The sequence below is a fragment of the Hugenholtzia roseola DSM 9546 genome, assembly GCF_000422585.1.
Lineage (GTDB): Bacteria > Bacteroidota > Bacteroidia > Cytophagales > Bernardetiaceae > Hugenholtzia > Hugenholtzia roseola.
Window position 1 is genome coordinate 158,862 of record NZ_KE383881.1, and the last position, 21,553, is coordinate 180,414.

Genomic DNA, 21,553 nt, shown 5'->3' on the forward strand with positions numbered 1-21,553 from the left:
TTTCCAAGTTAAGAGGTAAGGGGTTCGGTTGTTGTATTTTTCAAATCCTGACGATTTGCGTCCTTGTTATTCGCCTCATATTTGGCAGGTGCGTAGAGAAAGCCAAAGGCTTCGCCGCCTTCTTTGCTATGATAGCGATGATGCACGCCATGCGCTCGAATGATGCGTTTTAGGTAGGAATTTGAGATTTTAAAGCGCAGGAAAGGCACGCGATTGTGTGCCAAAACGTCGTGAAAAATGGCGTAGAAGATGCCATAAAGCGCGATACCTGCGCCAATGGGAAAGAGCCACGCCCATTCTTGCACCTGCCACCCTACTACAATAAAGGCTACCGATTGTAGGGTAAAAAAGACGGCAAAAATATCATTGACTTCCCACCAATGTTTGCGCGGCGTGTGATGACTTTTGTGAATAAACCACAAAACCCCGTGCATTAAGTATTTGTGAGTAGCCCAAGCGATTCCTTCCATCGCGACTGCGGTCAGGATAATAACCAAGATTTGAAGAGAAACTGCCATCAGAAAGTAGGGAATAAGGTTCGAATTTTTTGCGTTTTCAAATCATAGAACTCGAAACTTATTAAAAAGTTTGACTTCAATAGCCTTTCTTGAAACGCTGCGGACAAAGTACCCTATCAAAGGAGTAGGCTAAGGAGATGCCAAAAAAGTAGTAAATGTCGTTGTTTTCAGGGTTAAAAAACTGAAACTTTGGTAAGTTGGCATCAGAGGCAAAGCCGTCGATTTGGTCGGTAAAGGTAAAACGTGCGCCAAATTCTGCGCCAATGTTCCAGCCATAAGGCAGGGCGTATCGAATCCCCAAACCGTAGGGCAGGACAAGCCCCTGTGTAATTTGGGCGTTGTTGCTGTAATTGGTCTTGGTTTGCCAACGGCTTGCGCCTGCGCCCAAAAAGAGGTAGGGCGAAAGGCGTTTGGTTTCCGATAAGGCTCTAAAATTGCGGAAATTGTATTCCATACGAATGGCAATTTCTATCACATCTGCATCAAAGGCGCTACCGCGTATGGCTTGAAAATTATCGTCTGATTCGCGCTCGTCGGCGTGAAGTTTGCCTCCCAAAAGGCTTGCTTGCAAGCCAAAAGTAGGCGAAAAATTATATTTTACCCAGCCCGAAAGGGCAGGACGAGCGTCGAGGGGACGTATTTGGGGGGCTAAATCGCCTGTGTAATGCAGCGTGCCAAGCGTTGCGCCTACTTCCCATTGTGCCGAAAGCGAGGTAGGCAGCAGAAAGCCCAAAAGGAATAGGACAGAAAGGCGGTAAGTATTTTTTTTAAGCCAAGTGGTGTTATTTCTTAAAAAGCCAACAAGGGCAGCCAAAACAGAGAAGGACATCATGTAAAATGCGAATAAAATTAAAGATTACTTAAAAGAAAGTGTATAGTTTTTTCAAAAGAGGTAATATTAAGTTAGGTATAAAAAAGCGAAATTTGATATGTTTTTAGTGATTATTCTGAAAGCACCTACTTCAAAAATGTCCCTTTCGAAGATTTTTAGGGCTATAAAAAAACTTTGTCGGAATAGAAAAATAGGTCATTCCGACAAAGTCTTGAAATAGTTTTTTAAAACAAAGGCTGCAATAGAAAGGAAATGTAAAATTTTGTATCGCAAGTTTTCGTGTAGAAAATTTCTAAATTTCCTATCTGAAACGAACAGGACACCTTACGCCATGTGGCGGAATGATGTAAATAAAGTGGAAACCTGTTAGGATATACACGTCGTTGTCGCGGCTATTGCCTCTGATGCTCCAATATTGAGGGTAAGGGTCGCTACCAAAACCGTCGAAGGTCTGATACTCTCTGCCGTCGCGTTCGCCACGGTAGGTGTAAAGGTTAGGCAAATAGGCAAGTTCGCCCTGCTGATATTTTTGTTGTAGGTGCAAAAGGCGGTTGTCTTCCAAAGAGCGGTCGTGAAAGGCGCGTGCCAAGTTGTCGTCGCCAAAGACGCTCATATCTACGTACTTTTTGCTCACATCATCTAAATAGTCGGTGAGTAGGAAGCGATAAGATACTTCAAAGGCAATGTCGATGCGGTTAGAGATTTTTTTGCGAACGCCGATACCCAAAGGAAAAGCCACTTGAATAGCCGAGTAGTTTTTAGAAGGTAGGTTTCTTTCTGCCACATCTACGCCATTGTAGGTGTAATAAGTGCCTCTGCCTTGTCCCTCTGTGCCTAAGTTGCGTAGCGCAGTCCATTCGCCCGGCTCCCAATCCACAGGGTCGTCGCCTATGCCTGTTGCGGGTGCTTTCGCTTTGGGGTTGTGGTAGAAAACGCTCACCCCACCTACTAAATAGGGGATAAATTCTTTCGGACGACGGTAAAATTCTTTGTTGAGGCGTTCTGCACTCATCAAATCGAGCTGCATAGTAGCCGAAAGTTCAAATATATCATTTCTGAAATGCGCATTGCGGATATAGCGATATACGTCGTGCGAATTTGTAGGGTCTGCCGTTACTGTATCTGCCGAAAGGAGTCTGCCCCAATGGAAGGCAAGGCGCGTAGAAAATTGAGGTCGCCACTTTTTCTGCACAAAAACGGCAATGTTGGGGCGTGTAAAGCGCAGGTCTGTACTCCAAAAGCCCGGACGCGGCGTGATGTCGCCAAAATAGTTCATGGCATTGATATTCAAGCCTACACTTACATATTCGCGTCTTTTAGACCATACCCACTTGTGTCCGTGCGGACCGCGCAGGGGTGTATTTTTCTTGTAGTAATACTTTTTCCCTACCTGTGCCTTTGCAGTTTGCTGGTCTGAACCTATCATGAAGGCAAAGAGAAGGAAAAGGGAAAAAAGCAAAAAAGCTATTTTTTTCATAAATGATAAGGATTTGACGATGAAGGTGAGAGGCAAAGGTTTTGGCAAGGGGTTATGTTATCTAAACAGCAAAGTGGCTAAAAAATTTTATGCCTTCGGCAAAATTAGTTAAAAATTCTCAATGCGCAAATTGTAGAAGCCTTTTTCTTTTAAATATTGCACAAAATTAACAAAATCCTCGCGCCACCTTTGTTTGCGCCTTTTTGAATAGTATGCGCAAAAATCGGGCAAAAAAGAGAGAAAGGGCGGCTTGGAAGACGTAGAATTTTTTTTCTTTACAATCCTACCCCAAATCGCAGTAATGTTAAGTTCTGCGAAAATTCTTGTTTTGTAAAATTAGAAACGAAATAAAGTTTGGGCTGAACCTTATTTTTGGGTTTGAAAACCCTTTTTTATTTCAATCTTGCTGCGGACAAGGCAGTGCCTTGTCCCTACAGTTGAATCTAATTTTTAGAAATTAACATCACTACCCCGAATCGGTAGCAGCCTAAGATGTGGCTCAACCTTGTTTTTTGCTCTGAAAGCCTCCTTTTGTTTTAAGCAAACTTGTGATAAAATCTGTTTTTTTAAACTATTCTCTGCAACGTCAGTATTTTTTAGCCCTCTCTTAGCCCTCTCTTAGCCCTCTCTTAGTTCTTCTCTGTTTTTCGTTTGTTTTGATGTATTTGCGGTCATTTTCTGACTTTTGTTTTTTTTCTAAAAACAACTTTTTCAACTCTTGGTTTTATTTAAGTGGGGGTAGCGAACAAAAAAGCAAATGAAATGTTATGCAAGCAGCATATTTTTCAAAAAAAATTGGAAGCTATGCCAAAGTAGCGTATCTTAGCAGCGTCAAAAATATTTGTTCACCGTATCTTTTGTACGATAAAAGAAGCTACTTTTGGCTTATCAAAGCGCAAAGGCGTTTCTTTTTACCACCTTCAAATCGCATTTTAAATATGAAAATATTGGTTTGTATCTGTCATGTACCTGATACCACTGCAAAAATCAAGTTCAATGGTTCAGAATTAGATAAAGCAGGCGTACAATTTGTGATTGGTCCTTACGACGACTATGCCTTGGCACGCGCCGTAGAATTGAAAGAAAAGTTAGGCGGTAGTGTTACGGTGCTAAATGTAGGCGAAGCCGACACCGAGCCTACTATCCGTAAAGCCTTAGCGATTGGCGCAGACGACGCAGTGCGCGTCAATGCACACCCCAAGGATTCACTCTTTGTAGCCAAACAAATTGCGACACACGCCAAAGAGGTAGGCTACGACCTTATCCTAATGGGCAGAGAAGCAAGCGACTACAATGGCGGACAGGTGCATGGCATGGTCGCCGAACTATTGGGCTTACCTTGTATCGTACCCTGCATGACGCTCGAAATCGAGGGCAGTGTAGCCAAGATGGGGCGCGAAATCGAGGGCGGAAAAGAGTATGTAGAGTGCAATTTGCCTTTGGTGGCAGGCTGCCAAGAGCCAATCGCAGAGTGGAAGATTCCCAACATGCGCGGCATCATGACGGCACGCACCAAACCGCTTAAAGTGGTAGAGCCTACGGCAGACCAAGCCGCAGTAGAAACGGTTAGCTATGAATTGCCCCCTGCACGTAGCAACTGCAAAATGATAGATGCCGACGACTTAGACCAGTTAGTAAAACTTTTGAAGGAAGAGGCGAAGGTCATCTAAACCAAATCTTTCTGCTTTGTGGTTGGGTCTAATTTGTCTTTTTTACTCTTTTTAGGGAGCGGTATTTATTTCTCCACCAAAACATCGAAATCAAAATATGTCAGTTCTTGTATATGTAGAAGCCGACGGCGGGCTTATCAAAAAATCTTCACTTGAAGCTGTTGCCTATGCCGCACAGGTAGCCAATATGATAGGCGGCTCTGTGGTTGCTTTGGCTACGGATAAAGCCGACAACTTAGCCGATTTGGGCGGTTATGGTGCTAATAAAGTCTTGCAGGTGAGCGAACCGCGCTTGGAAAGCCGCCCTGTGGCAGCCATCGCTACCGCTATTGCACAGGCAGCCGAAAAAGAAGGCGTTTCTTGTATCGTCATGTCGCGCTCTTCCCTTGTAGATGCCGCAGCACCGCGCGTAGGTATCAAATGGAATGCGACAGTGGCTTCTAACGTTACGGCTCTGCCTACCCAAGAGGGCGGTTTTTCCGTACAAAGGGGCGTTTATACAGGCAAAGCCTTTGCAAAAGTGGTCTTGAATGGCGAAAGAAAAATCCTCACCATTGCCAAAAATATCCTACCTGCGAATCACAATGGCGGCAGTGCTGCCATAGAGCCTTTTAGCGTAGATTTTGGTGCCAACGATTTTGCAATCAAAGTCTTAGAAGTCAAAAAACAAGAAGGCGATATCTTACTTCCCGAAGCAGACCGCGTAGTATCGGCTGGACGTGGCTTGAAAGGTCCCGAAAATTGGGGCATGATTGAAGATTTAGCCAAAACTTTGGGAGCGGCTACCGCTTGCTCTAAACCTGTTTCCGACTTAGACTGGCGACCGCATCACGAACACGTAGGGCAGACGGGCATCAAGGTAAGCCCTACCCTCTACATTGCTGTAGGCATTTCGGGTGCAATTCAGCACTTAGCAGGCGTGAGTTCGTCTAAAACGATTGTCGTTATCAACAAAGACCCTGAAGCTCCCTTCTTTAAGTCTGCCGACTATGGCATCATAGGTGATGCTTTCGAGGTAGTGCCTAAATTGAAGGCTGCTTTGGAAAAAGTAGTGTAGCATTTTTATAGAATACCTAACAAGAGTAAAATTTTGTTAGGTATTTTTTTGTCTAATCTTGTCTAATGTAGGGACAAGACATTGCCTTGTCCGCAGTGAGATTAAAACAAAAAATGGTTTTCAGACCCAAATGTTACTTCTACTATCAAAGCTACAAAATCGTATCTTGTATTTCTTTTTTGCTATTTTTGTAGTATCTTATAACGCAAATCAAAGATTTGCCATACTGATAGGGCATAGTCGGAAAGTACGCCCAACGGGGGCTACAACAGAAAAATGTTTGCGAAGGGCGGGATTAAATAGCACTTCCCTTGCCCTACGCACAAAGTTTATAGAAAGTACAAAAGCCGAAATTTAGCACATTAGCCCGCCTTTTGGCTTCGCCGACTTTCAGTTCGCAAACATAATGTTGGCTGAATTTGTTATTCTTTCGGTGCGTAATTATCCCAGTATTCTCTTGGGGTCAAAATTTTTGTGTACTCAAACTCCGTTATCGTGAAGTCAAGCGTGTTACCTGTTGTCAAGAAGTCCGCAAAACTTACTGCTGCCAATTCTAAAAACTTGTTGTCACTTGTATCCGTCAAAATTTCTACCTTTCTGTCTGTTCGGTAGAAAGTTGAGATTTCACGTAATTTGCTCAAAACTACTTCCGCTTTCGTCTTAAAGTTAGCGAATTTTGCAAATTTATCTCGATTCAATACTTCCACATACTCGGAAAATATCTCTTCTGAAAGACAAGTTTCCACTTTCTTGGTTAGCACCAATTCATACAAAATATTGCTCGGAATAGAACTTGAAATAAGTGCCGAAACAATAATATTGGTATCAAGAATGAGTTTTTGCATCTCTTACAGCTTTTATTTCGGCGTTGATTTCGTCCATTGTCATTTTGGAAAGCCCAACCTGTTTGGCTATTTCGTTACATTCCAAAAGTGCTTTTCGGGCATACTCCCTACTTATCATCTCTACCAAATCGGTAAATTTGATTTCCTCATTTCCAAAGTTGTACTTTTGGAAGTCGGTTTCGCTTATTTTTATCTGAATTGCTCGCATATCGTATTTTTTAAAGTTTCGTTTCTTACAATTTCAGCCAACATGTAGCTATACGCAAGTTTTTGCGCATTTTCAAAGTTTTTTCGTGTTCATCATCGTGTCCAAAGGGCTTTCCACCCTTCTATAATACGACCAACGCAGGCAACTTTCGAAGCCCAAGTCTTTATATGTTTTAACAGTTGCAAATTACACCTTTTTCCAAAAAGGCGCAAGTTTTTTTTGCTTTTTTGTGATTAAAATTTGTAAGCCCCCCTTGTGCGCAGTATTCCAATAACCAAATAAGAAAGTAAAAGTTAGGCGTAGTTCTCCAACTACGCCTAATCAATTCCGCAAATCCAAGATTTGCCGCACTGATAGGGGAAACTGAAGCCTCGCGCTACGTTTTTTGAAAATACAAAATTTTTCATAGCAGGCAACGTCATTTGCTATCGCTTAACTTTATTACCTATCTACTTCACCCAAGACAATATCAACCGAGCCGATAATGGCAATTAGGTCAGCCAAAAGGACACCTTCGGCAAGTAGGGGCAGGGCAGAAAGGTTTGAGAAAGAGGGCGCACGAACTTTCATACGCAGAGGGCGGTCGCTTTTGCCGTCGCTTCGAATAAAAAAGCCCAACTCGCCACGTGGCGTTTCGCCGCTAAAATAAAAGTCGCCCATTGTGGGTTTGATGCGGCGCGGTACGGCGGCTTGTGGGTCGAAATCGCGCGTTCTTTTTTCTTTTTGGGTTAGAATTTCCAAACATTGTGCAATAATTTTCAAAGACTCCTGACATTCCAAAGCCCTCACATAAGTTCTATCCCAACAGTCGCCCGTTTTTCCCTTGATGCCTTCGCCTATGGGAACATCAAAATCTATTTGGCTATAAAAAGAGTAAGGTTTGGCTTTTCGCAAATCATAGCGCAAGCCCGAAGCGCGTAGCATTACCCCCGTAGCTCCACAATTAAGAGCCGTTTGCAGCGGCAGCACGCCTACAAGGGCTGTCCTTTCTACAAAGATTTTGTTTTCTAATAAAATTTGAGAAAGTTCTACTAATTTAGGTTTGAGATATTGCACAAATTCAAGACATTTTTCTTCAAAACCCACAGGTAAATCGTAGTACAAGCCGCCAACCCAAATGTAATTGTATAGCAAACGCACACCCGAAACCCATTCGAAGAAGCGTAAAATATGCTCTCTATCGCGCATAAGCCAAAGAAAAGGCGTTACTGCTCCGATGTCCATCGCATAAGTGCCTATCGCCAAAAAATGAGAGGCGATTCTATTGAGTTCGGCAACTAAAATACGTATCCATTCTACCCTTGGCGCGATTTTTTCCGACAAACCCAACATCTTTTCTACCGCCAAAGCGTAGATATGTTCGTTGTTCATGGCTGCCAAATAATCCATTCTATCGACGTAAGGAATGATTTGGGCATAGTTTAGCGATTCGGCATGTTTTTCAAAACAACGGTGCAAATATCCAATATGAGGAACAACTTTCACAACCGTTTCGCCGTCAGTAATGACTTCTAAGCGCAAAACGCCATGCGTAGAAGGGTGCTGGGGACCTAAATTGACCAACATCTCTTCCTTTTTCAAATCGCTTTCGCTGTGCAGCGTAGGCGCAGAACGCTGCAAATGGGTAGGGTCGGATTGATATTCAAGCGGACGCTGCAAAGGGTTCGCAGTAAAATGAGAAGGGCGATTAGAAGGCGATTTGGACATAGGCAAAATAAAATGCGAGCAAAGGGCGTTTCAAGTCTGGATAGTAAAGTTAGGCATTTTTTCGCAGACTCAGACGGAAAATAAGATTTGTCCTTTTATTTTTCGGATATGCACCTTTTTTCTTTGTTATTTTCTGGAAAAATACGTAGCTTTGAAGCCTAACCCAACGCCTTTTTCCGAACTTTTTTCTACCCTTGTATGCGAAAAATACAAATTTGGCTTCCTTTATTGATATTATTGCTGCTCATAATCGTATATTTGGTTCAAAAAAATAGCCTTGCCCGTCCGCTTACCAAACAAGACATGTTGGTGCTGGTGAGTGCCGAGCGAGAGGCAACCCAACTTTTGGACGTAAGGCGAGAGCGCACCCAAGAATTTTTAGGGGAGGTACAACAGCAAATAGAACAAAAGGGGAGCAATAGTGCCGCTATTCAATGGTTGCAAAATGCAAAGCAAATTCAAATTCTGACCAACGACTTGCTTCAAAAAGTAGGCGAATTGAAGGCAGAAGCCATCGAGCAAACAGGCGGCGCAGAGGCAGAAACAGGCATCTACAAAGGGATTTTGAGTCAGCCCAAATGGGAAAAAAAAGAGAAAGTGTTGGAATTTTATCAGGCACTTGGGCAGTACACACAAAAAATTACGACCATTGCAGGCACAGACTATATCACTCCCCTGACCCTTTCTCCACAAGGCGAAGAGATGACTTTTGAGGCTTTCTATGATTTGTATTTTGAAAGTAGCCTGCCTATCTTTTTGTATCATCTGACCAAAATCAGCGCGGACATTACAGCACGAGAAAAAGAGGCGATTACTTTTATTAGTAAAAAAATAAATTTCATAGATTTTCAATTTGATAGGGTTATGCCGCTTATTGTCGCGCAAAAACTCTTGCTTACCGAAGGCGAACGCTATGAAGCGGACATCTTCGTTGTGGCGGCTTCTTCTTCGCAGCCGCTAAAAGTAGAGCTGGAAGAAGGCACACTTTTAGAAGAAAATGGCATTTATAAAATCAAATTTAAGGCAAAAGCCGAACCCGATGAGTATGATGCCAACGGATTGGCTACCAAAATGCTCAAAGGTAAAGTCGTAGTGGCTTTGCCCACAGGCAGAGATACGACGCTTTTTTTTGAAGAACCTTATATCGTCAGAAAGCGCGTGGGCGTTGGGGCAGAAGGGGAGGCTTCGGAAAATGCGTCTGAAAACTTATCCGAGATGTCGCCTAATTTTCAATAGAAAAAATAATAGAACAAGTAGGTCTTTTATTTTTTAATATCAATACTGTTTTTTCAGGTTTTTTTATTACACCCAATTTTTACCCTAAACAATCAAGATATGAATCACCTAACAGGAAAAAGCCACTTTTTCCGACCTAAGCCGAGTATTTTTACCTTTTCAAGCCTTGCTTTGCTACTTAGCTTGCTGGTCTTGTATGCGTGTAGCACACAAAAGAGCAGCCTTTCTAAGGTCAAGCGCAACTTTGAGGAGGAAATTGTGCCACGTCAGAATTTAGAATTTACCTTCGAGCAAGACCTTGCACCTGCCACCAAAATAGGCGAATGGACGCAAGAACCTTACTTGCTTATTTCGCCCAAAGTTACGGGGCAGTTTAAATGGACAGATGCACGCACGCTTATTTTTTCCCCTGATGCAGGCTTTGCACCCGCCACCGACTATGAGGCAATTCTCAACGCCGATTTATTGAACCAATACAATAAGGATTTGAAATTAGAAAAAGAAAGCTACAAATTTCATACGCCTTATTTAAGTATTCAAGGGGCAGAAACTTTTTGGGGACTTAGCAAAAGCGGCACACCACAACTGCAAATGAATTTGCGCTTCAATTACGAAGTCAATCCCGAAGATTTAAGCCGTTTGGCAAAAATCAAGTTAGGCGAATCTGAACTGCCCTATCAGGTGCTTTCTCAAAGCCTTTCTTCTATCATTCGCATCGAAATTAAAAAAGATTTGCCCGAAGAGGAAAAGCGACTTTTGGCGTTGCAAATCGCTGAAGGGCTAACCACACCCGCAGGCACAGGAAAGGCGAAACCCTTGCGCATAGATAGCGAAATTCCCGCCCGCGACCGCTTCAATATCTTGCAGGTGCAGCATCAGCAGGGCAACGACGGCATGGCAGTGCGCGTCTTTACCAACCAAGCCGTCAATATGAAAGAGGCGCAAATCAAAGACTTGATTACGATAGAGCCAAATTTAGTCTTTCACATCGAGCGTTTAGATGATGGTTTCCTTGTCAAAGGCGACTTTTTAGAAGGTACAAATTACAAAATGACCATAGAAAGAGGCTTGACAGGCGTTTTTGGCAAAACCCTTTCTTCCGACTTCGAGCAGTACATTACCTTAGGCGAGGTAGAGCCATCTATCCAATTTGCAGACAAGAAAGCCGCCTATCTGACCAGCAAGGGCGAAAAAAATATCGCCTTTCGCGTGTATGGTTCTGACGAGGTAGAGATGACCGTTTATAAAATCTATGAAAACAATTTGCAGCACTTCCTACGCGAATCGGTAGGCTTAGGCGACTATGGCAGCAGCAATGGTTACGACGATTACTATTACGGCAATTCCAATTACGACAACTATGGCGATGTCATTTATACCGAAACCCTGCCCCTGAAAAGTTTTAAGCGTTTTGGCATGCTCTATGCTCTCAATATGAAGGACATTGTACCCAAAGACGACCGAAAATTTAAGGGCGTTTATTTGGTCAAGGTGCAATCTACAAACAAGCGTTGGATTGCCGATACCAAGATTGTGGCGTATTCCGACATGGGCTTTATCGTCAAAAGGGCGCAATCAGACGATATTACCGTCTTTGTCAATTCCATTCTAACGGCGCAGCCCATTGCAGGTGCAAGTGTTTCGCTTATTAGCAGCAGCAATCAGAAAATCCTGACGGCACAAACGAATACCGAAGGGGTAGCAGTTTTCAAAAATTTAGACAAAAATGCGCAAGGCTATAAAACCTATATGCTTACGGCGGAAAAAGACGGCGAATTTAGCTATATGCACTTTTCACAAAATCCCGTTTCTACTTCGCGCTATGAATTAGGAGGCATTGCTGTAGGCAATTATCAAACCTTCCTCTATGGCGAGCGCAATTTGTATCGCCCTGGTGAAAAAATTTCGCACAAGGCGATTGTCCGCAGCCCCGATTGGAAAAGTGTAGGCAAATTGCCTATCAAGTGGAAACTTACCCTGCCTAATGGCAAGACCTTTACTACCCAAAAAGCCGTCTTGAACGACGAAGGTACTGCCGAATTTTCCCTTACGCTGCCTGATAATGCCGTTACGGGTAGTTACACCCTTTCGGTTTATACTTCCAACGACGTACATCTCGAATCGCAGGAATTGAGCATCGAGGAGTTTGTTCCTAATAGAATTAAGGTAGAAACACAGGTAGGTGCAGAGCAAATTCAGGCAGGCGAAAAAATAGAAGTCAATGGATTGGCTCTCAACCTTTTCGGCCCGCCAGCAGTGGATAGAAAATATGAAGCCGCCCTTTTCCTTTCCAAAGAATCTTTTGCCCCGCCTAAAAATCAGAAAGAAACTGAAGGCTATATTTTCACGCTCAATAATACAAGTTTTACTTATTTTGATGAAAAAATTGTAGAAGGCAGCACCGATTCGGAAGGCAAGCTACGCGAATCTTTCCAAATTGCAAGTGAGTATCAAAATATTGGCTTGCTAAGGGGGCGCGTCTTGGTTACGGTTTTTGATGAAAATGGCAGACCTGTTCGAAGTGCTAAAAACGTGGATATTTTCACACAAAATACCTTTTTGGGCATCAAACCCTTAGATGTGTATTGGGTAGGCACAAATAAAGAACTGCGCTTTCCGCTGATAGCACTCGATACAAAGGGCAAGCCCAAAAATAGCGACGCGCTGGTCAAGATTGTCCGCTATGAATGGCAGACAGTTTTGGAAAAAAATTATTACAACGAATACCGCTATGTTTCACGCCGACGCGAAATCATCGAGCGCGAACAAACGGTAAGAATTGCGACCTCTGGCTCTTCCGTTGCCTTTGTGCCTGCTGTGTCGGGTGAGTATGAAGTGCGCCTTTATTTGCAGGGGTCAGAAAGTTATGTAGCTGACCATTTCTACGCCTATGCGTGGGGGGCAACTTCGGCAAGTTCTTTTGAAGTGGATAAAGAAGGGCATATCGATATTACCCTCGATAAGCCACAGTACAACGTAGGCGAAACGGCAAAGGTGCTTTTCAAAACGCCTTTTTCGGGTAAGATGTTGGTTACTTATGAGCAGGATAAGGTCTTGCAATACCGTTATCTCGATGTCAAAGATAGGTCTGCCGCCTTAGATTTGCCCATAGAAGCGGCGCATCTGCCCAACCTATTTATTTCGGCGACGCTCATTCGTCCGCTTGTCGATAATTCTGTGCCGTTGATGGTAGCGCATGGCTATCTCACTTTTAAAGTGGAAGACAAACCCAAGCACCACCTACCGCTCACCGTTTCTGCCCCTGCCAAGGTGCGCTCGAAGACCAAACAGACCATTCGCGTCAAGACCGAAACGCCACTTTCCGATGTCGAGGTTACGATTGCTGCCGTAGATGAGGGTATTTTACAAATTAAGGGCTATCAAAATCCCGACCCCTATCAGTTCTTTTTCCAAAAGCGCAGTTTAGCCGTTTATAGTTATGATATGTACAAGCGCATTTTCCCCGAATTTACGGCACAGATGCCCAGTTTTGGCGCAGACGGCTACGATTTGAACGGCAGAACGAATCCGATGGCGAATAAGCGCGTCAAGCCTGTGGCGTTTTGGAGTGGTACGCTCAAAACCAATGCACAGGGCGAAGTGGCTTATGACTTGGAAATTCCGCAGTTTTCAGGCGACTTGCGCATCATGGCAGTGGCGGTAAAGGGCAGCCAATTTGGGTCTAATTTTACCAATATGAAAGTTGCCGACCCGATTGTTCTTTCCACAGGACTGCCGCGTTTTCTAAGCCCCAACGACGAAGTAGTAATGCCTCTTACCATTACCAATACCACTGATAAAAATGCCGAAGCCGAAGTTAGCATCGAAGCAGGGACAGGTTTGAGTGTGATAGAAGGTGCAAAACAGACCGTTTCTATCAATGCCAATGCTGAAAAGCGCGTTTTTGTGCGTTTGAAGGCAGGCGCAATCATTGCCAATACCGACATCAAAGCAGAGGTAAAAGCCTTAGGCGAAACCTTTTCCGAGCAGACCCAAATTAGTATCCGTCCTTCTACTTCTTTGCTCAAAGAGGCAGGAGGCGGCGAGCTAAAAGCAGGCACAAGCCAAACTGTATCGCTCAAACACGACTACATGGCGGCTTCGGCAAAGGCAAAATTAGTAGTGAGCAAATCGCCTATGATTCAGTTTGCTAAAAACTTTGATTATTTGGTACAATATCCTTACGGTTGTGTCGAGCAAACGACTTCTTCTGTTTTCCCACAGCTATATGTGCAGGATTTGAGCCAAAACTTAGGGCAGGCACTTAGCTACAATCTCAACCCCAATGAAAACATCAAGATTGCCATTGCCAAATTGCAGTCCATGCAACTTTATAGTGGCGGTCTTAGCTATTGGCAAGGTGGTACAGAGGAGAGTTGGTGGGGAACGGTCTATGCGACACATTTTATGATGGAGGCGCAAAAGGCAGGTTTTCAGGTCGAAAAGGAGTTCTTTGACAAGGCTTATGAATACCTCACGAGCCAAGTAAAGTCTAAGCCTTCCCAAGTTTATTACTATTTCAATGCAAAAGGAGAACGCTTCCGACGCAGTATCCCCGACAAGGCTACCTTCTATTCGCTCTACATTTTGGCGCAGGCAGGCAAACAGGACTATGCGACGATGAACTTCTACAAGGCAAATCCTACCCAATTAGCCACTGATTCGAAGTATCTTTTGGCACTTACCTATAAACTATTGGGTGATAATGCCAGCTATCGCAAACTGCTTCCTGCCGACTTCAATGCCAATGGTGATAGGGCTGATAATGCCCTCGATGGCAATTTCTACTCACATATCCGCGACCAAGCCATTGTCTTGAACATGCTCATCGAGCAAGACCCACAAAACAGCCAAGTCCCCACTTTGGCGCGTGTCCTTTCCGAGCAGCTTCGCAGCACCCCTTTCCTCAATACCCAAGAGCAGGCATTTGCTTTCTTAGCGTTGGGCAAATTGGCACGAAAGGCTAACGCCGCTAACATTACTGCTACAATTAGTGTAGGCAGTGAGGTATTAGCCAACTTTGAGGGCAAAACCCTCAAAATAGACCAAAACATTGCGGGCAAAGAACTCTCCATCAAGACCGAAGGCGAAGGCTCGCTCTACTACTTTTGGGAAAAAGAGGGCATCTCTGCCACAGGGCGTTATGTGCAGGAAGACAAGTTCTTGCGCGTTAGGAAGACCTTTTTTGATAGAAATGGAAAGGCGATTTCCCTACAAAATCTCAAACAAAATGAGCTTATTGTTGTAAAAGTGGCGATAGAAGCCATAGAGAAGCTCGATGCGGTGCAAAATGTCGTCATTACCGACATCCTGCCTGCGGGTCTGGAAATTGAAAACCCACGCCTTACCGACAATTATAGCCTCAAATGGGTAGAAGAAAGTGCCTCGCCCGACTACATCGACTTCCGCGACGACCGCATCAATATCTTCACCACCGCGCGTGCCAAAACCCAGTATTTTTACTATCAGGCGCGTGCCGTTACGAAGGGCAAATTCAAGATGGGTCCCATTTCGGCTGATGCTATGTACAACGGACTTTATCGCTCTTATCATGGCGCAGCAGAAGTTGTGATTCAATAAATGATTTTTATTGCAATTTTTGTATAAAAATGAACACTAAAAGCCCTAAGCAACTTAAAAGGCTTAGGGTTTTTTAGTGTATCTAAATCAAAATATAGTGTAGGATATGAAAAAACTAACCTTTGAGCGTTACAAATACAAAAAAGAGTTGCTTATAGACGCAACCGACGAACTGGGGCTGAAAATAGATGAGCCTCAATTAGTGCTAAATTTTTATACAATTCTTTTTATAAAAAAAGGAAGTGGAACTTATTTTTTAAATCAAGAAAAAATAGAGATAGAAAAAAATACAGTTATTTTTATCAAACCCAACCAACAAAACGACCTATCCGAAGTTACTTTGGAGGCTTGTGTGGCTATCTTTTTTGAAAGTGATTTTTTAAATGATTTTTTTAAAGATAAAAATTTTTTAAACAAACTTTCATTTTTTACTTCTATCTCAAAAAAAGCATATCTAAAAATAGAAGACCAGCCTTTTCATATTTACTATCAAATGGCGAAGGAATTAAAGGAAGAAATAGAAGATTTGCAGGCAGATAGCAAGCACATCTTACGAGCCATCGTTTATTATTTGCTTACAAGGCTGAATCAGACCTACAAACGTAGCTATCAAAATACCGAACTTGGGGCTGAAAATCTCACCATAGTTGCTTTTCTTAATCTTTTAGAAAAAAATATTCGAACCCGAAAAGGCGTTTCCGACTACGCGGAGGCTTTGCAGATTAGCCGCGTGCAGCTTAATTTGTTGTGTCAGAAACATTTTGCTAAGACGGCACAGCAACTTATCCAAGAAAAACTTATTTTAGAGATAAAAAAAGAATTGAATTATACAACAAAAAACATAACAGAAATTTCTTATGAGTTTAATTTTTCTGCGCCACCTCATTTTTCGCGCTTTGTGCGCCAGATGACGGGTCTATCGCCACAGGCTTTGCGCGAGCAGTTATCAAATTGGTAAGTCCTTTTTCAAAAAGGTATGAAAGCGGGTGCATTTCTTTCCAACTTTGCCCTTGATAAGTTTTGATAGAAAACGATTTTCCGCTAAATTCTTACCCACTCTAATTTTACTTTCGTATGAGCGAAATTTTTGAACTTGCCATCAATAAGGCAAAAGAAGGACAAAAAGAAAACTTCCTAAACACACGCGCCAGTTTTGTCGAGGTCTTGGGCAAAGAACCCAACACGCTCAATGAGGGCAAATGGCAGCCTTTTTTCACTTTGGGTGAAATAAATTTAGAGGAAGTCTTGATAGGCATGACGCATTGGAACTCGATGCAGGGCTTTGGGCAGACCGCTGCTAAGTTGTTGCCCCAAGCCGAAGCACGCAACTATTTCGCTTCTTTCGACCCTTTGGCGTATGTCCTACTTCAAACCGCAGACGGAAAGCCCTTTGATATGGAAAGTATCAAAAAAGAGGGTACTGTTGTAGAATTTGCCATTCGTAGGGGCAAAACGCCAGAGGCTTTTGGTGCGGCACGTGAAACCTTTTTCAAATCGCTCGAAAACTATGAAGGCTACCTTTTTGCGCGTGAATTTCAAGTTTATCAATTAGACCAAAACTCGATGCCCCAATTCCAGCAGGGCGTACAGGCGGTTATCATTGTTTGGGAAAATGCGACAGCTTTTCAGAAGGCGGCAAACCCTATCTTTGGCACGCCCGAATACCAAAACTTTGCGCAAAACTTAGAAGTGAGTGCTTATTTTGCGTCAAGCCCCTTGAAATAAGCGTCGTTTGAAAATTAGAGGGGGCTGCAAACTACTTCTTTTTTCATTTCTACCTATCTTGCAGCTCTCTCTCTTTTTTTAAACCATGAATCGTAGAACATTTTTAAGAAAATCTTTAAAGATAGTGGCTTTTTCGGCTCTACCTTTCACTTTAAACGCCTCCAACATGCTCGACTCACTTGCAGACCCTCAAAGCCTGATGCCTACCCTTTTTATCGGACATGGCGCACCGCTTTACACCCTCGATGAAAATCCATATAGTTTGGCATGGCGAAAAATTGCGGCGCAAATACCCAAACCTAAAGCGATTGTTTGCATCTCGGCGCATTGGCTCACGAAAGGCACACAGGTAATGGCAATGCAAAACCCGCGTACCATTCACGATTTTGGTAGAATGGACGATAGACTCTTTCAAATTCAGTATGCAGCGGCAGGAAATCCCGAATTAGCACAAGAAATTATACAAAAAGTTCAGAAGGCACACATAGAAGAAGACCACCATTGGGGCTTCGACCATGGCACTTGGACTGTCTTGCGCTGGATGTATCCGAAAGCGGACATTCCTATTATTCAAATAAGTTTAGACTATAAAAAAGATTTACAATATCATTACGATTTAGCAAAAGAATTGGCTTTTTTGCGCAAACAGGGCGTTCTGATTGTGGGAAGTGGCAATATTGTGCATAACCTTCGCAGCTTGAAATTTCCCGAAAACAGCACTTATGATTGGGCGATTGAATTTGACCAAATTAGTAAAGAATTGATTGAAAATAGAAACCATCAAGCTCTGATTCAATATGAAAAGTTGGGAGAGGCGGCTCGACTTTCTATTCCAACTCCCGACCATTATTTGCCTCTGCTCTACATTTTGGGCTTACAAACTGAAAAGGAAAAAGCAACTTTTCCCATCGAAGGAATTTCTTATGGCAGTACCAGTATGCGTAGTGTTTTGATTGAAAGTTTTTAATAAAAAAGCATTAAATCAAAACCCAAAAAAATGGACTACTAAACAAAGCGTACCAAAGAACAGAAGGACAAGGGACAATAAAATTGTCCCTTTTTTTATAGCGTTTGCTTTTTAAACTATATAGAACTTTGCAATACAAAGCCGCTGCACTCTGCTGCCTCGCGTCCGTAGAAGGCACGCCAAACTTTTTTGTGTGGATTGAGTACGATAGCAAATTGCCAATGCTGCTCGAAAAAAATCTCTTGGGTGCGGCGGTCTGTACCCGACATAAAAACGGAAAGTTGATTGGGGTGCGTATGATACCAGCCGATAATTTGCAGGTCTTGATAAAGTGCTTCTTTTTCGGTTAGGGCATCGAAGCTATCCATCATTTCTTTCCAAACTTGATGCCCGATTTCGAGATAAGTAGTCGAGCCTTTGGCAGTGGTGGCGGCAAGGGTCTGCTGTACGATACCAAAATATAATTTTTTTTCTTGGTCGTAATAGACTTTTCCCAATAAAATACCGCCCTGCTCTACGGTATTCTCTGCTGTGGTCTTTCCCCAGCCTATGTGTTGGCTGATTTGTGCAAAGGCTTCGTGGCTTAGGTAGAGCTTGTGCAAGTGTTGGGCGGGTGTTTCCTGTGCGATTGCTTCTCTTTCTTGCGCCTGCTCTAAAATTAGACTTGCCAAATCGGACTCCACAGAAAGGGCAGGTTCGGGCAGCGGGAGCGGCTGATAGACAGGGGTAGTTTCACTATTGATTTTAAATTTTGACATCGTTTCTAATTGATTTTAAAACGCGGCTTGGAAGAAGGGGGCGTGGGCGGATTGTCAGCCTCATTTGTACCCAAGCGAAAACGGTTGCTTTTAGGTTGTTCGTGCTTGGGTTTGGTGGGGTCGGGCAAAAGTTGGGTATCGCAAGGGAAAAGCCCTGAATGGCGGTTCTGTACATACCATTGCGTTGCGACATCGTAGGCAGGGCTGTGTTCGTTGGTGATTTCGGTATCGTATTGTAGCGTGCGAATCATACGAATAATATGCTTGCCCAATGTTTCGGACATCTCCCAAGTGCCAAAACACCAGCGTCCGTTTTTAAACCAGTTGGGGTGAAAAACTATCGGCTGACTAAGCATCTCTATTTGGGGAGGAGTCTGTGGATAGCCTTCGGGTAGGCTAATGCGCAAGAGGTGTTCCTGACGGTATTCGGGACGTGCGCTGATAATGCTGCGCACGTGTATCTTGATTTCATAGACCTCCACATAAGGCACTTCGCCTTTTACCGATACAATTTCTATCATATCGCCTGAAATATTTTCCATCTCGCGGTAATCGTTGGAAAGGCGACGGTTGCGAATATTCTGCGGGGTAAAAGTCATAGCAAGCGGAATTTGATGAGGAAAAAAGGCTCACCCAAAAGGGACGAGCGAAAGTTAGCAGAGGTGGTAGCCTGCATCTGTGGCAGGAATGACGCGGAAGGTTGTCCCATGAGCCGTACCTGCGTCGCGCAAAGTCTGCTGATTAAGTAGGCGACTCCCCCCTTTGATGGCTAAATTATAGCCTTGCGGACTGTACTTGATGAAATCGTGTGAAACCAATTCGGCAATTACCTCATTGCTGGTCATCGAGTCATCGATGGTCGCATTGATAACACGACCGTCAGTAGGATGCACAAAATTTACATTTACATCTGCCATATAGCGTGGTTTATAGAAGGTTGTGAAATAAGATATGATTTATAGTATATAAAAAGAAGTTTTTTTTGAAAATCATACACGCCCAAAAATAGCAATTTGGTTTCTTTTTTCCAAATTTAGGGCTATAAAATTTGCCTCGACAAGACTATCCTAAAAAAACTATCTTAAAAACTATCCTACTTGCAGCAAAAGTTTGGCGTAGGGTTCAAAATAGTTATCAAACAGCTATCAAATAGTTATCAAGCGGACATTTTATCCGACTAACTGCTAAATCCGCCTTTGGCAGCCACCAAAAGGCTTAAATCTTTGTATCGCATATTAAACTTTTTACTTAAATACTGATTAGTCAGGTTTCCTTGATAGGCATAAACGCCGCGCGAAAAGTAGCCGTCTGTAAATACCAAATCCTCGACACTGCCCATTTCACCTGCTCGCACCAAAAGGGGCGCGAAGAAGTTGCTCAAAACCGAAGTGGCAGTACGAGCTACACGCGAGGGTATATTGGGGACGCAGTAGTGAATTACGCCGTATTTTTTGAAAGTGGGGTGCGTGTGCGTCGTGGTTTCCGAAGTTTCGATGCAGCCCCCATGGTCTATGCTCACATCTACAATCACTGAACCAGCCTTCATGCGAGCGACCATTTCTTCGCTCACCACACAAGGCGTGCGCCCTTTTTCGGGTCTGATAGCACCAATTACAACGTCCGCTTGGGTCAGAGCCGTTTGTAGGGTTTCGGTATCGAGAATGGAGGTAAAAAGATGCGGTTGCGCCAAATTGTATTTGAGGCGGCGCAACATGGCAGTATTGTTGTCAAAAATCTGCACATTTGCACCCAAACCTAAGGCGGCACGCGCTGCATATTCGCCTACTGTGCCTGCGCCCAAGATGACTACGTTGGTAGGAGCTACGCCCGTAATGCCGCCCAACATAATGCCCTGCCCCCCATTGGCACTGCTCAAATATTCGGCAGCAATGAGAATAACGGTGCTTCCCGCAATTTCGCTCATGGCGCGTACCACAGGCAAGCCGCCTTCGCTATCTTCTATCATTTCATAGGCGATTGCCGTAATTTTCTTTCGCACTAAGGCGTGCAAATATTCGGGCGTTACGCCTGCCAAATGCAGTGCTGAAATGAGCGTCTTGCGCGGTGGAATCATCTCTATTTCGCCTAAGGTAGGCGGTGCTACCTTCAAAATAATTTCCGATTGGAAGACTTCTTCGGGGTCATAACAGACCTTTGCCCCTGCCTCGCTATAAGCGTGGTCGTCGTATTGGCACTTTTTGCCTGCCCCCGCTTCTATGCGAACTTCATTGCCATTATTGACCAAGAGGCGCACCGCTTCGGGGCGCAAAGCCACTCTAAATTCGCTCTCCTCGTCTTCGGCAGGGATACCGATACTTAGGCTGCTAAGGTGGTCTTTGATGGCTAAGGCTTTTTCCTGCGGCTGTGCGTATTGAAGCAACTGTTTGGCAATTTCTGCCTGCGGTTTGTCCTTGTTTGGCTCTTTACTCATGGCGGGTCAGGGTTACGGTTCGAAGGGGAGAATCGGGGGAAGGAAGAATAGATACCACAATATAAGGCTTTGGTAGCAAAGATACAACAATTTGCGCCCATTCTATCCAACAAATTGCACCGCTATCGAAGTATTCTTCTATACCGATGTCGAGGGCTTGTTCGAGGCTTTCTAAGCGGTAGAGGTCAAAATGGTATAATTCGCGCTTATTGGGCAAAAGATAGCTCTGTACTAAGGCAAAAGTAGGACTACTGACAAGGTCGCTGATGCCCATCTTTCGGGCTAAGGCTTTGATAAAAGTGGTCTTGCCTGCCCCTAAATTGCCTTCAAAAATCCAAATTGGCGTGTTGCCAAATTTTGCCAACGCCTGAGCCGCCACTTCGTCCCAAGCCGCAAGCGTTGGTACTTGCCAAGTGTAGGTTATTGGTAAGGATTCCATATCTTGTACTCAAATTGCGGATTGTAGGTATTTGCTTATGCCTATTATTTGATGCCTTTACAACGCCAAACAACGACAAATGTACCGAAAGATATTGAAAATA

The 21,553-nt window shown here is 43.7% G+C and carries 18 protein-coding genes; 7 read left to right on the forward strand and 11 right to left on the reverse strand.

Features of this window, described 5'->3' with window-relative positions; translation table 11 throughout:
- Positions 1-8 precede the first annotated feature (8 nt).
- The 3 genes from G500_RS23615 to G500_RS25165 all read right to left on the reverse strand — a co-directional run bounded on the left by G500_RS23615 (position 9) and on the right by G500_RS25165 (position 2,827).
- On the reverse strand, positions 9-518 hold the full coding sequence (locus G500_RS23615; protein WP_086047923.1) for a sterol desaturase family protein: 510 nt from the start codon (positions 516-518) through the stop codon (positions 9-11).
- 76 nt (positions 519-594) lie between these two features.
- The gene (porG, locus tag G500_RS0114345) at positions 595-1,350 is read right to left on the reverse strand and encodes a type IX secretion system protein PorG (RefSeq protein ID WP_086047924.1); all 756 of its coding nucleotides are present in this window, start codon (positions 1,348-1,350) and stop codon (positions 595-597) included.
- Positions 1,351-1,651: 301 nt separating this feature from the next.
- Positions 1,652-2,827, reverse strand: a complete 1,176-nt coding sequence (locus G500_RS25165; RefSeq protein WP_027003053.1) for a DUF6089 family protein — start codon at positions 2,825-2,827, stop codon at positions 1,652-1,654.
- A 938-nt stretch (positions 2,828-3,765) separates the two neighbouring features.
- On the opposite strand from G500_RS25165, the gene G500_RS0114370 reads away from it, so the two are divergent.
- A complete protein-coding gene (locus G500_RS0114370; protein ID WP_027003054.1) occupies positions 3,766-4,497 on the forward strand; it encodes an electron transfer flavoprotein subunit beta/FixA family protein in 732 nt (243 codons plus the stop codon).
- Between the two features lie 97 nt (positions 4,498-4,594).
- Entirely contained in the window at positions 4,595-5,554 is a 960-nt protein-coding gene (locus G500_RS0114375) for an electron transfer flavoprotein subunit alpha/FixB family protein (protein WP_027003055.1), read from the forward strand.
- Between the two features lie 422 nt (positions 5,555-5,976).
- On the opposite strand, the gene G500_RS0114380 is transcribed toward G500_RS0114375, so the two are convergent.
- From G500_RS0114380 to G500_RS0114390, 3 genes are all read right to left on the reverse strand, one after another.
- Positions 5,977-6,399 carry a putative toxin-antitoxin system toxin component, PIN family gene (locus tag G500_RS0114380; protein ID WP_027003056.1) on the reverse strand — a complete coding sequence of 141 codons (423 nt, stop codon included), beginning with the start codon at positions 6,397-6,399 and terminating at the stop codon, positions 5,977-5,979.
- Positions 6,380-6,607 (reverse strand): hypothetical protein, encoded by a 228-nt coding sequence (locus G500_RS0114385; RefSeq protein ID WP_027003057.1) that lies wholly within the window; start codon positions 6,605-6,607, stop codon positions 6,380-6,382. The genes G500_RS0114380 and G500_RS0114385 overlap by 20 nt, the downstream gene beginning before the upstream one ends.
- A 441-nt stretch (positions 6,608-7,048) precedes the next feature.
- Entirely contained in the window at positions 7,049-8,314 is a 1,266-nt protein-coding gene (locus G500_RS0114390; protein WP_051203658.1) for an NADH-quinone oxidoreductase subunit D, read from the reverse strand.
- Positions 8,315-8,512: 198 nt separating this feature from the next.
- Here G500_RS0114390 and G500_RS0114400 point away from each other — a divergent pair, with 198 nt between their 5' ends.
- From G500_RS0114400 to ygiD, 5 genes are all read left to right on the forward strand, one after another.
- The gene (locus tag G500_RS0114400; RefSeq protein ID WP_027003060.1) at positions 8,513-9,550 is read left to right on the forward strand and encodes a hypothetical protein; all 1,038 of its coding nucleotides are present in this window, start codon (positions 8,513-8,515) and stop codon (positions 9,548-9,550) included.
- Between the two features lie 99 nt (positions 9,551-9,649).
- On the forward strand, positions 9,650-15,130 hold the full coding sequence (locus G500_RS0114405; RefSeq protein ID WP_051203660.1) for an alpha-2-macroglobulin family protein: 5,481 nt from the start codon (positions 9,650-9,652) through the stop codon (positions 15,128-15,130).
- Between the two features lie 106 nt (positions 15,131-15,236).
- The gene (locus tag G500_RS0114410; RefSeq protein WP_027003062.1) at positions 15,237-16,088 is read left to right on the forward strand and encodes an AraC family transcriptional regulator; all 852 of its coding nucleotides are present in this window, start codon (positions 15,237-15,239) and stop codon (positions 16,086-16,088) included.
- 116 nt (positions 16,089-16,204) lie between these two features.
- Complete coding sequence (locus G500_RS0114415) at positions 16,205-16,855, forward strand: hypothetical protein (protein ID WP_027003063.1); 651 nt, start codon at positions 16,205-16,207, stop codon at positions 16,853-16,855.
- A 166-nt stretch (positions 16,856-17,021) separates the two neighbouring features.
- Complete coding sequence (gene ygiD / locus G500_RS0114420; RefSeq protein WP_035757499.1) at positions 17,022-17,822, forward strand: 4,5-DOPA-extradiol-dioxygenase; 801 nt, start codon at positions 17,022-17,024, stop codon at positions 17,820-17,822.
- A 116-nt stretch (positions 17,823-17,938) separates the two neighbouring features.
- Here ygiD and G500_RS0114425 read toward each other — a convergent pair whose 3' ends face one another.
- From G500_RS0114425 to tsaE, 5 genes are all read right to left on the reverse strand, one after another.
- A complete protein-coding gene (locus G500_RS0114425; RefSeq protein ID WP_027003065.1) occupies positions 17,939-18,580 on the reverse strand; it encodes a Mov34/MPN/PAD-1 family protein in 642 nt (213 codons plus the stop codon).
- A 5-nt stretch (positions 18,581-18,585) separates the two neighbouring features.
- A complete protein-coding gene (locus G500_RS0114430) occupies positions 18,586-19,179 on the reverse strand; it encodes a ubiquitin-conjugating enzyme E2 (RefSeq protein ID WP_027003066.1) in 594 nt (197 codons plus the stop codon).
- Between the two features lie 54 nt (positions 19,180-19,233).
- Positions 19,234-19,497 carry a hypothetical protein gene (locus G500_RS0114435; protein ID WP_027003067.1) on the reverse strand — a complete coding sequence of 88 codons (264 nt, stop codon included), beginning with the start codon at positions 19,495-19,497 and terminating at the stop codon, positions 19,234-19,236.
- A 260-nt stretch (positions 19,498-19,757) separates the two neighbouring features.
- Positions 19,758-21,011, reverse strand: a complete 1,254-nt coding sequence (locus tag G500_RS0114440) for an alanine dehydrogenase (RefSeq protein WP_027003068.1) — start codon at positions 21,009-21,011, stop codon at positions 19,758-19,760.
- Positions 21,004-21,450, reverse strand: a complete 447-nt coding sequence (gene tsaE, locus G500_RS0114445; protein WP_051203662.1) for a tRNA (adenosine(37)-N6)-threonylcarbamoyltransferase complex ATPase subunit type 1 TsaE — start codon at positions 21,448-21,450, stop codon at positions 21,004-21,006. The genes G500_RS0114440 and tsaE overlap by 8 nt, the downstream gene beginning before the upstream one ends.
- Positions 21,451-21,553 lie beyond the last annotated feature (103 nt).

Excerpts from the sequence above, each read along its gene's own strand:
- G500_RS23615 (WP_086047923.1), bottom strand. The coding sequence starts at position 518 with ATGGCAGTTTCTCTTCAAATCTTGGTTATTATCCTGACCGCAGTCGCG.
- porG (WP_086047924.1), bottom strand. The coding sequence starts at position 1,350 with ATGATGTCCTTCTCTGTTTTGGCTGCCCTTGTTGGCTTTTTAAGAAAT.
- G500_RS25165 (WP_027003053.1), bottom strand. The coding sequence starts at position 2,827 with ATGAAAAAAATAGCTTTTTTGCTTTTTTCCCTTTTCCTTCTCTTTGCC.
- G500_RS0114370 (WP_027003054.1), top strand. The coding sequence starts at position 3,766 with ATGAAAATATTGGTTTGTATCTGTCATGTACCTGATACCACTGCAAAA.
- G500_RS0114375 (WP_027003055.1), top strand. The coding sequence starts at position 4,595 with ATGTCAGTTCTTGTATATGTAGAAGCCGACGGCGGGCTTATCAAAAAA.
- G500_RS0114380 (WP_027003056.1), bottom strand. The coding sequence starts at position 6,399 with ATGCAAAAACTCATTCTTGATACCAATATTATTGTTTCGGCACTTATT.
- G500_RS0114385 (WP_027003057.1), bottom strand. The coding sequence starts at position 6,607 with ATGCGAGCAATTCAGATAAAAATAAGCGAAACCGACTTCCAAAAGTAC.
- G500_RS0114390 (WP_051203658.1), bottom strand. The coding sequence starts at position 8,314 with ATGTCCAAATCGCCTTCTAATCGCCCTTCTCATTTTACTGCGAACCCT.
- G500_RS0114400 (WP_027003060.1), top strand. The coding sequence starts at position 8,513 with ATGCGAAAAATACAAATTTGGCTTCCTTTATTGATATTATTGCTGCTC.
- G500_RS0114405 (WP_051203660.1), top strand. The coding sequence starts at position 9,650 with ATGAATCACCTAACAGGAAAAAGCCACTTTTTCCGACCTAAGCCGAGT.
- G500_RS0114410 (WP_027003062.1), top strand. The coding sequence starts at position 15,237 with ATGAAAAAACTAACCTTTGAGCGTTACAAATACAAAAAAGAGTTGCTT.
- G500_RS0114415 (WP_027003063.1), top strand. The coding sequence starts at position 16,205 with ATGAGCGAAATTTTTGAACTTGCCATCAATAAGGCAAAAGAAGGACAA.
- ygiD (WP_035757499.1), top strand. The coding sequence starts at position 17,022 with ATGCTCGACTCACTTGCAGACCCTCAAAGCCTGATGCCTACCCTTTTT.
- G500_RS0114425 (WP_027003065.1), bottom strand. The coding sequence starts at position 18,580 with ATGTCAAAATTTAAAATCAATAGTGAAACTACCCCTGTCTATCAGCCG.
- G500_RS0114430 (WP_027003066.1), bottom strand. The coding sequence starts at position 19,179 with ATGACTTTTACCCCGCAGAATATTCGCAACCGTCGCCTTTCCAACGAT.
- G500_RS0114435 (WP_027003067.1), bottom strand. The coding sequence starts at position 19,497 with ATGGCAGATGTAAATGTAAATTTTGTGCATCCTACTGACGGTCGTGTT.
- G500_RS0114440 (WP_027003068.1), bottom strand. The coding sequence starts at position 21,011 with ATGAGTAAAGAGCCAAACAAGGACAAACCGCAGGCAGAAATTGCCAAA.
- tsaE (WP_051203662.1), bottom strand. The coding sequence starts at position 21,450 with ATGGAATCCTTACCAATAACCTACACTTGGCAAGTACCAACGCTTGCG.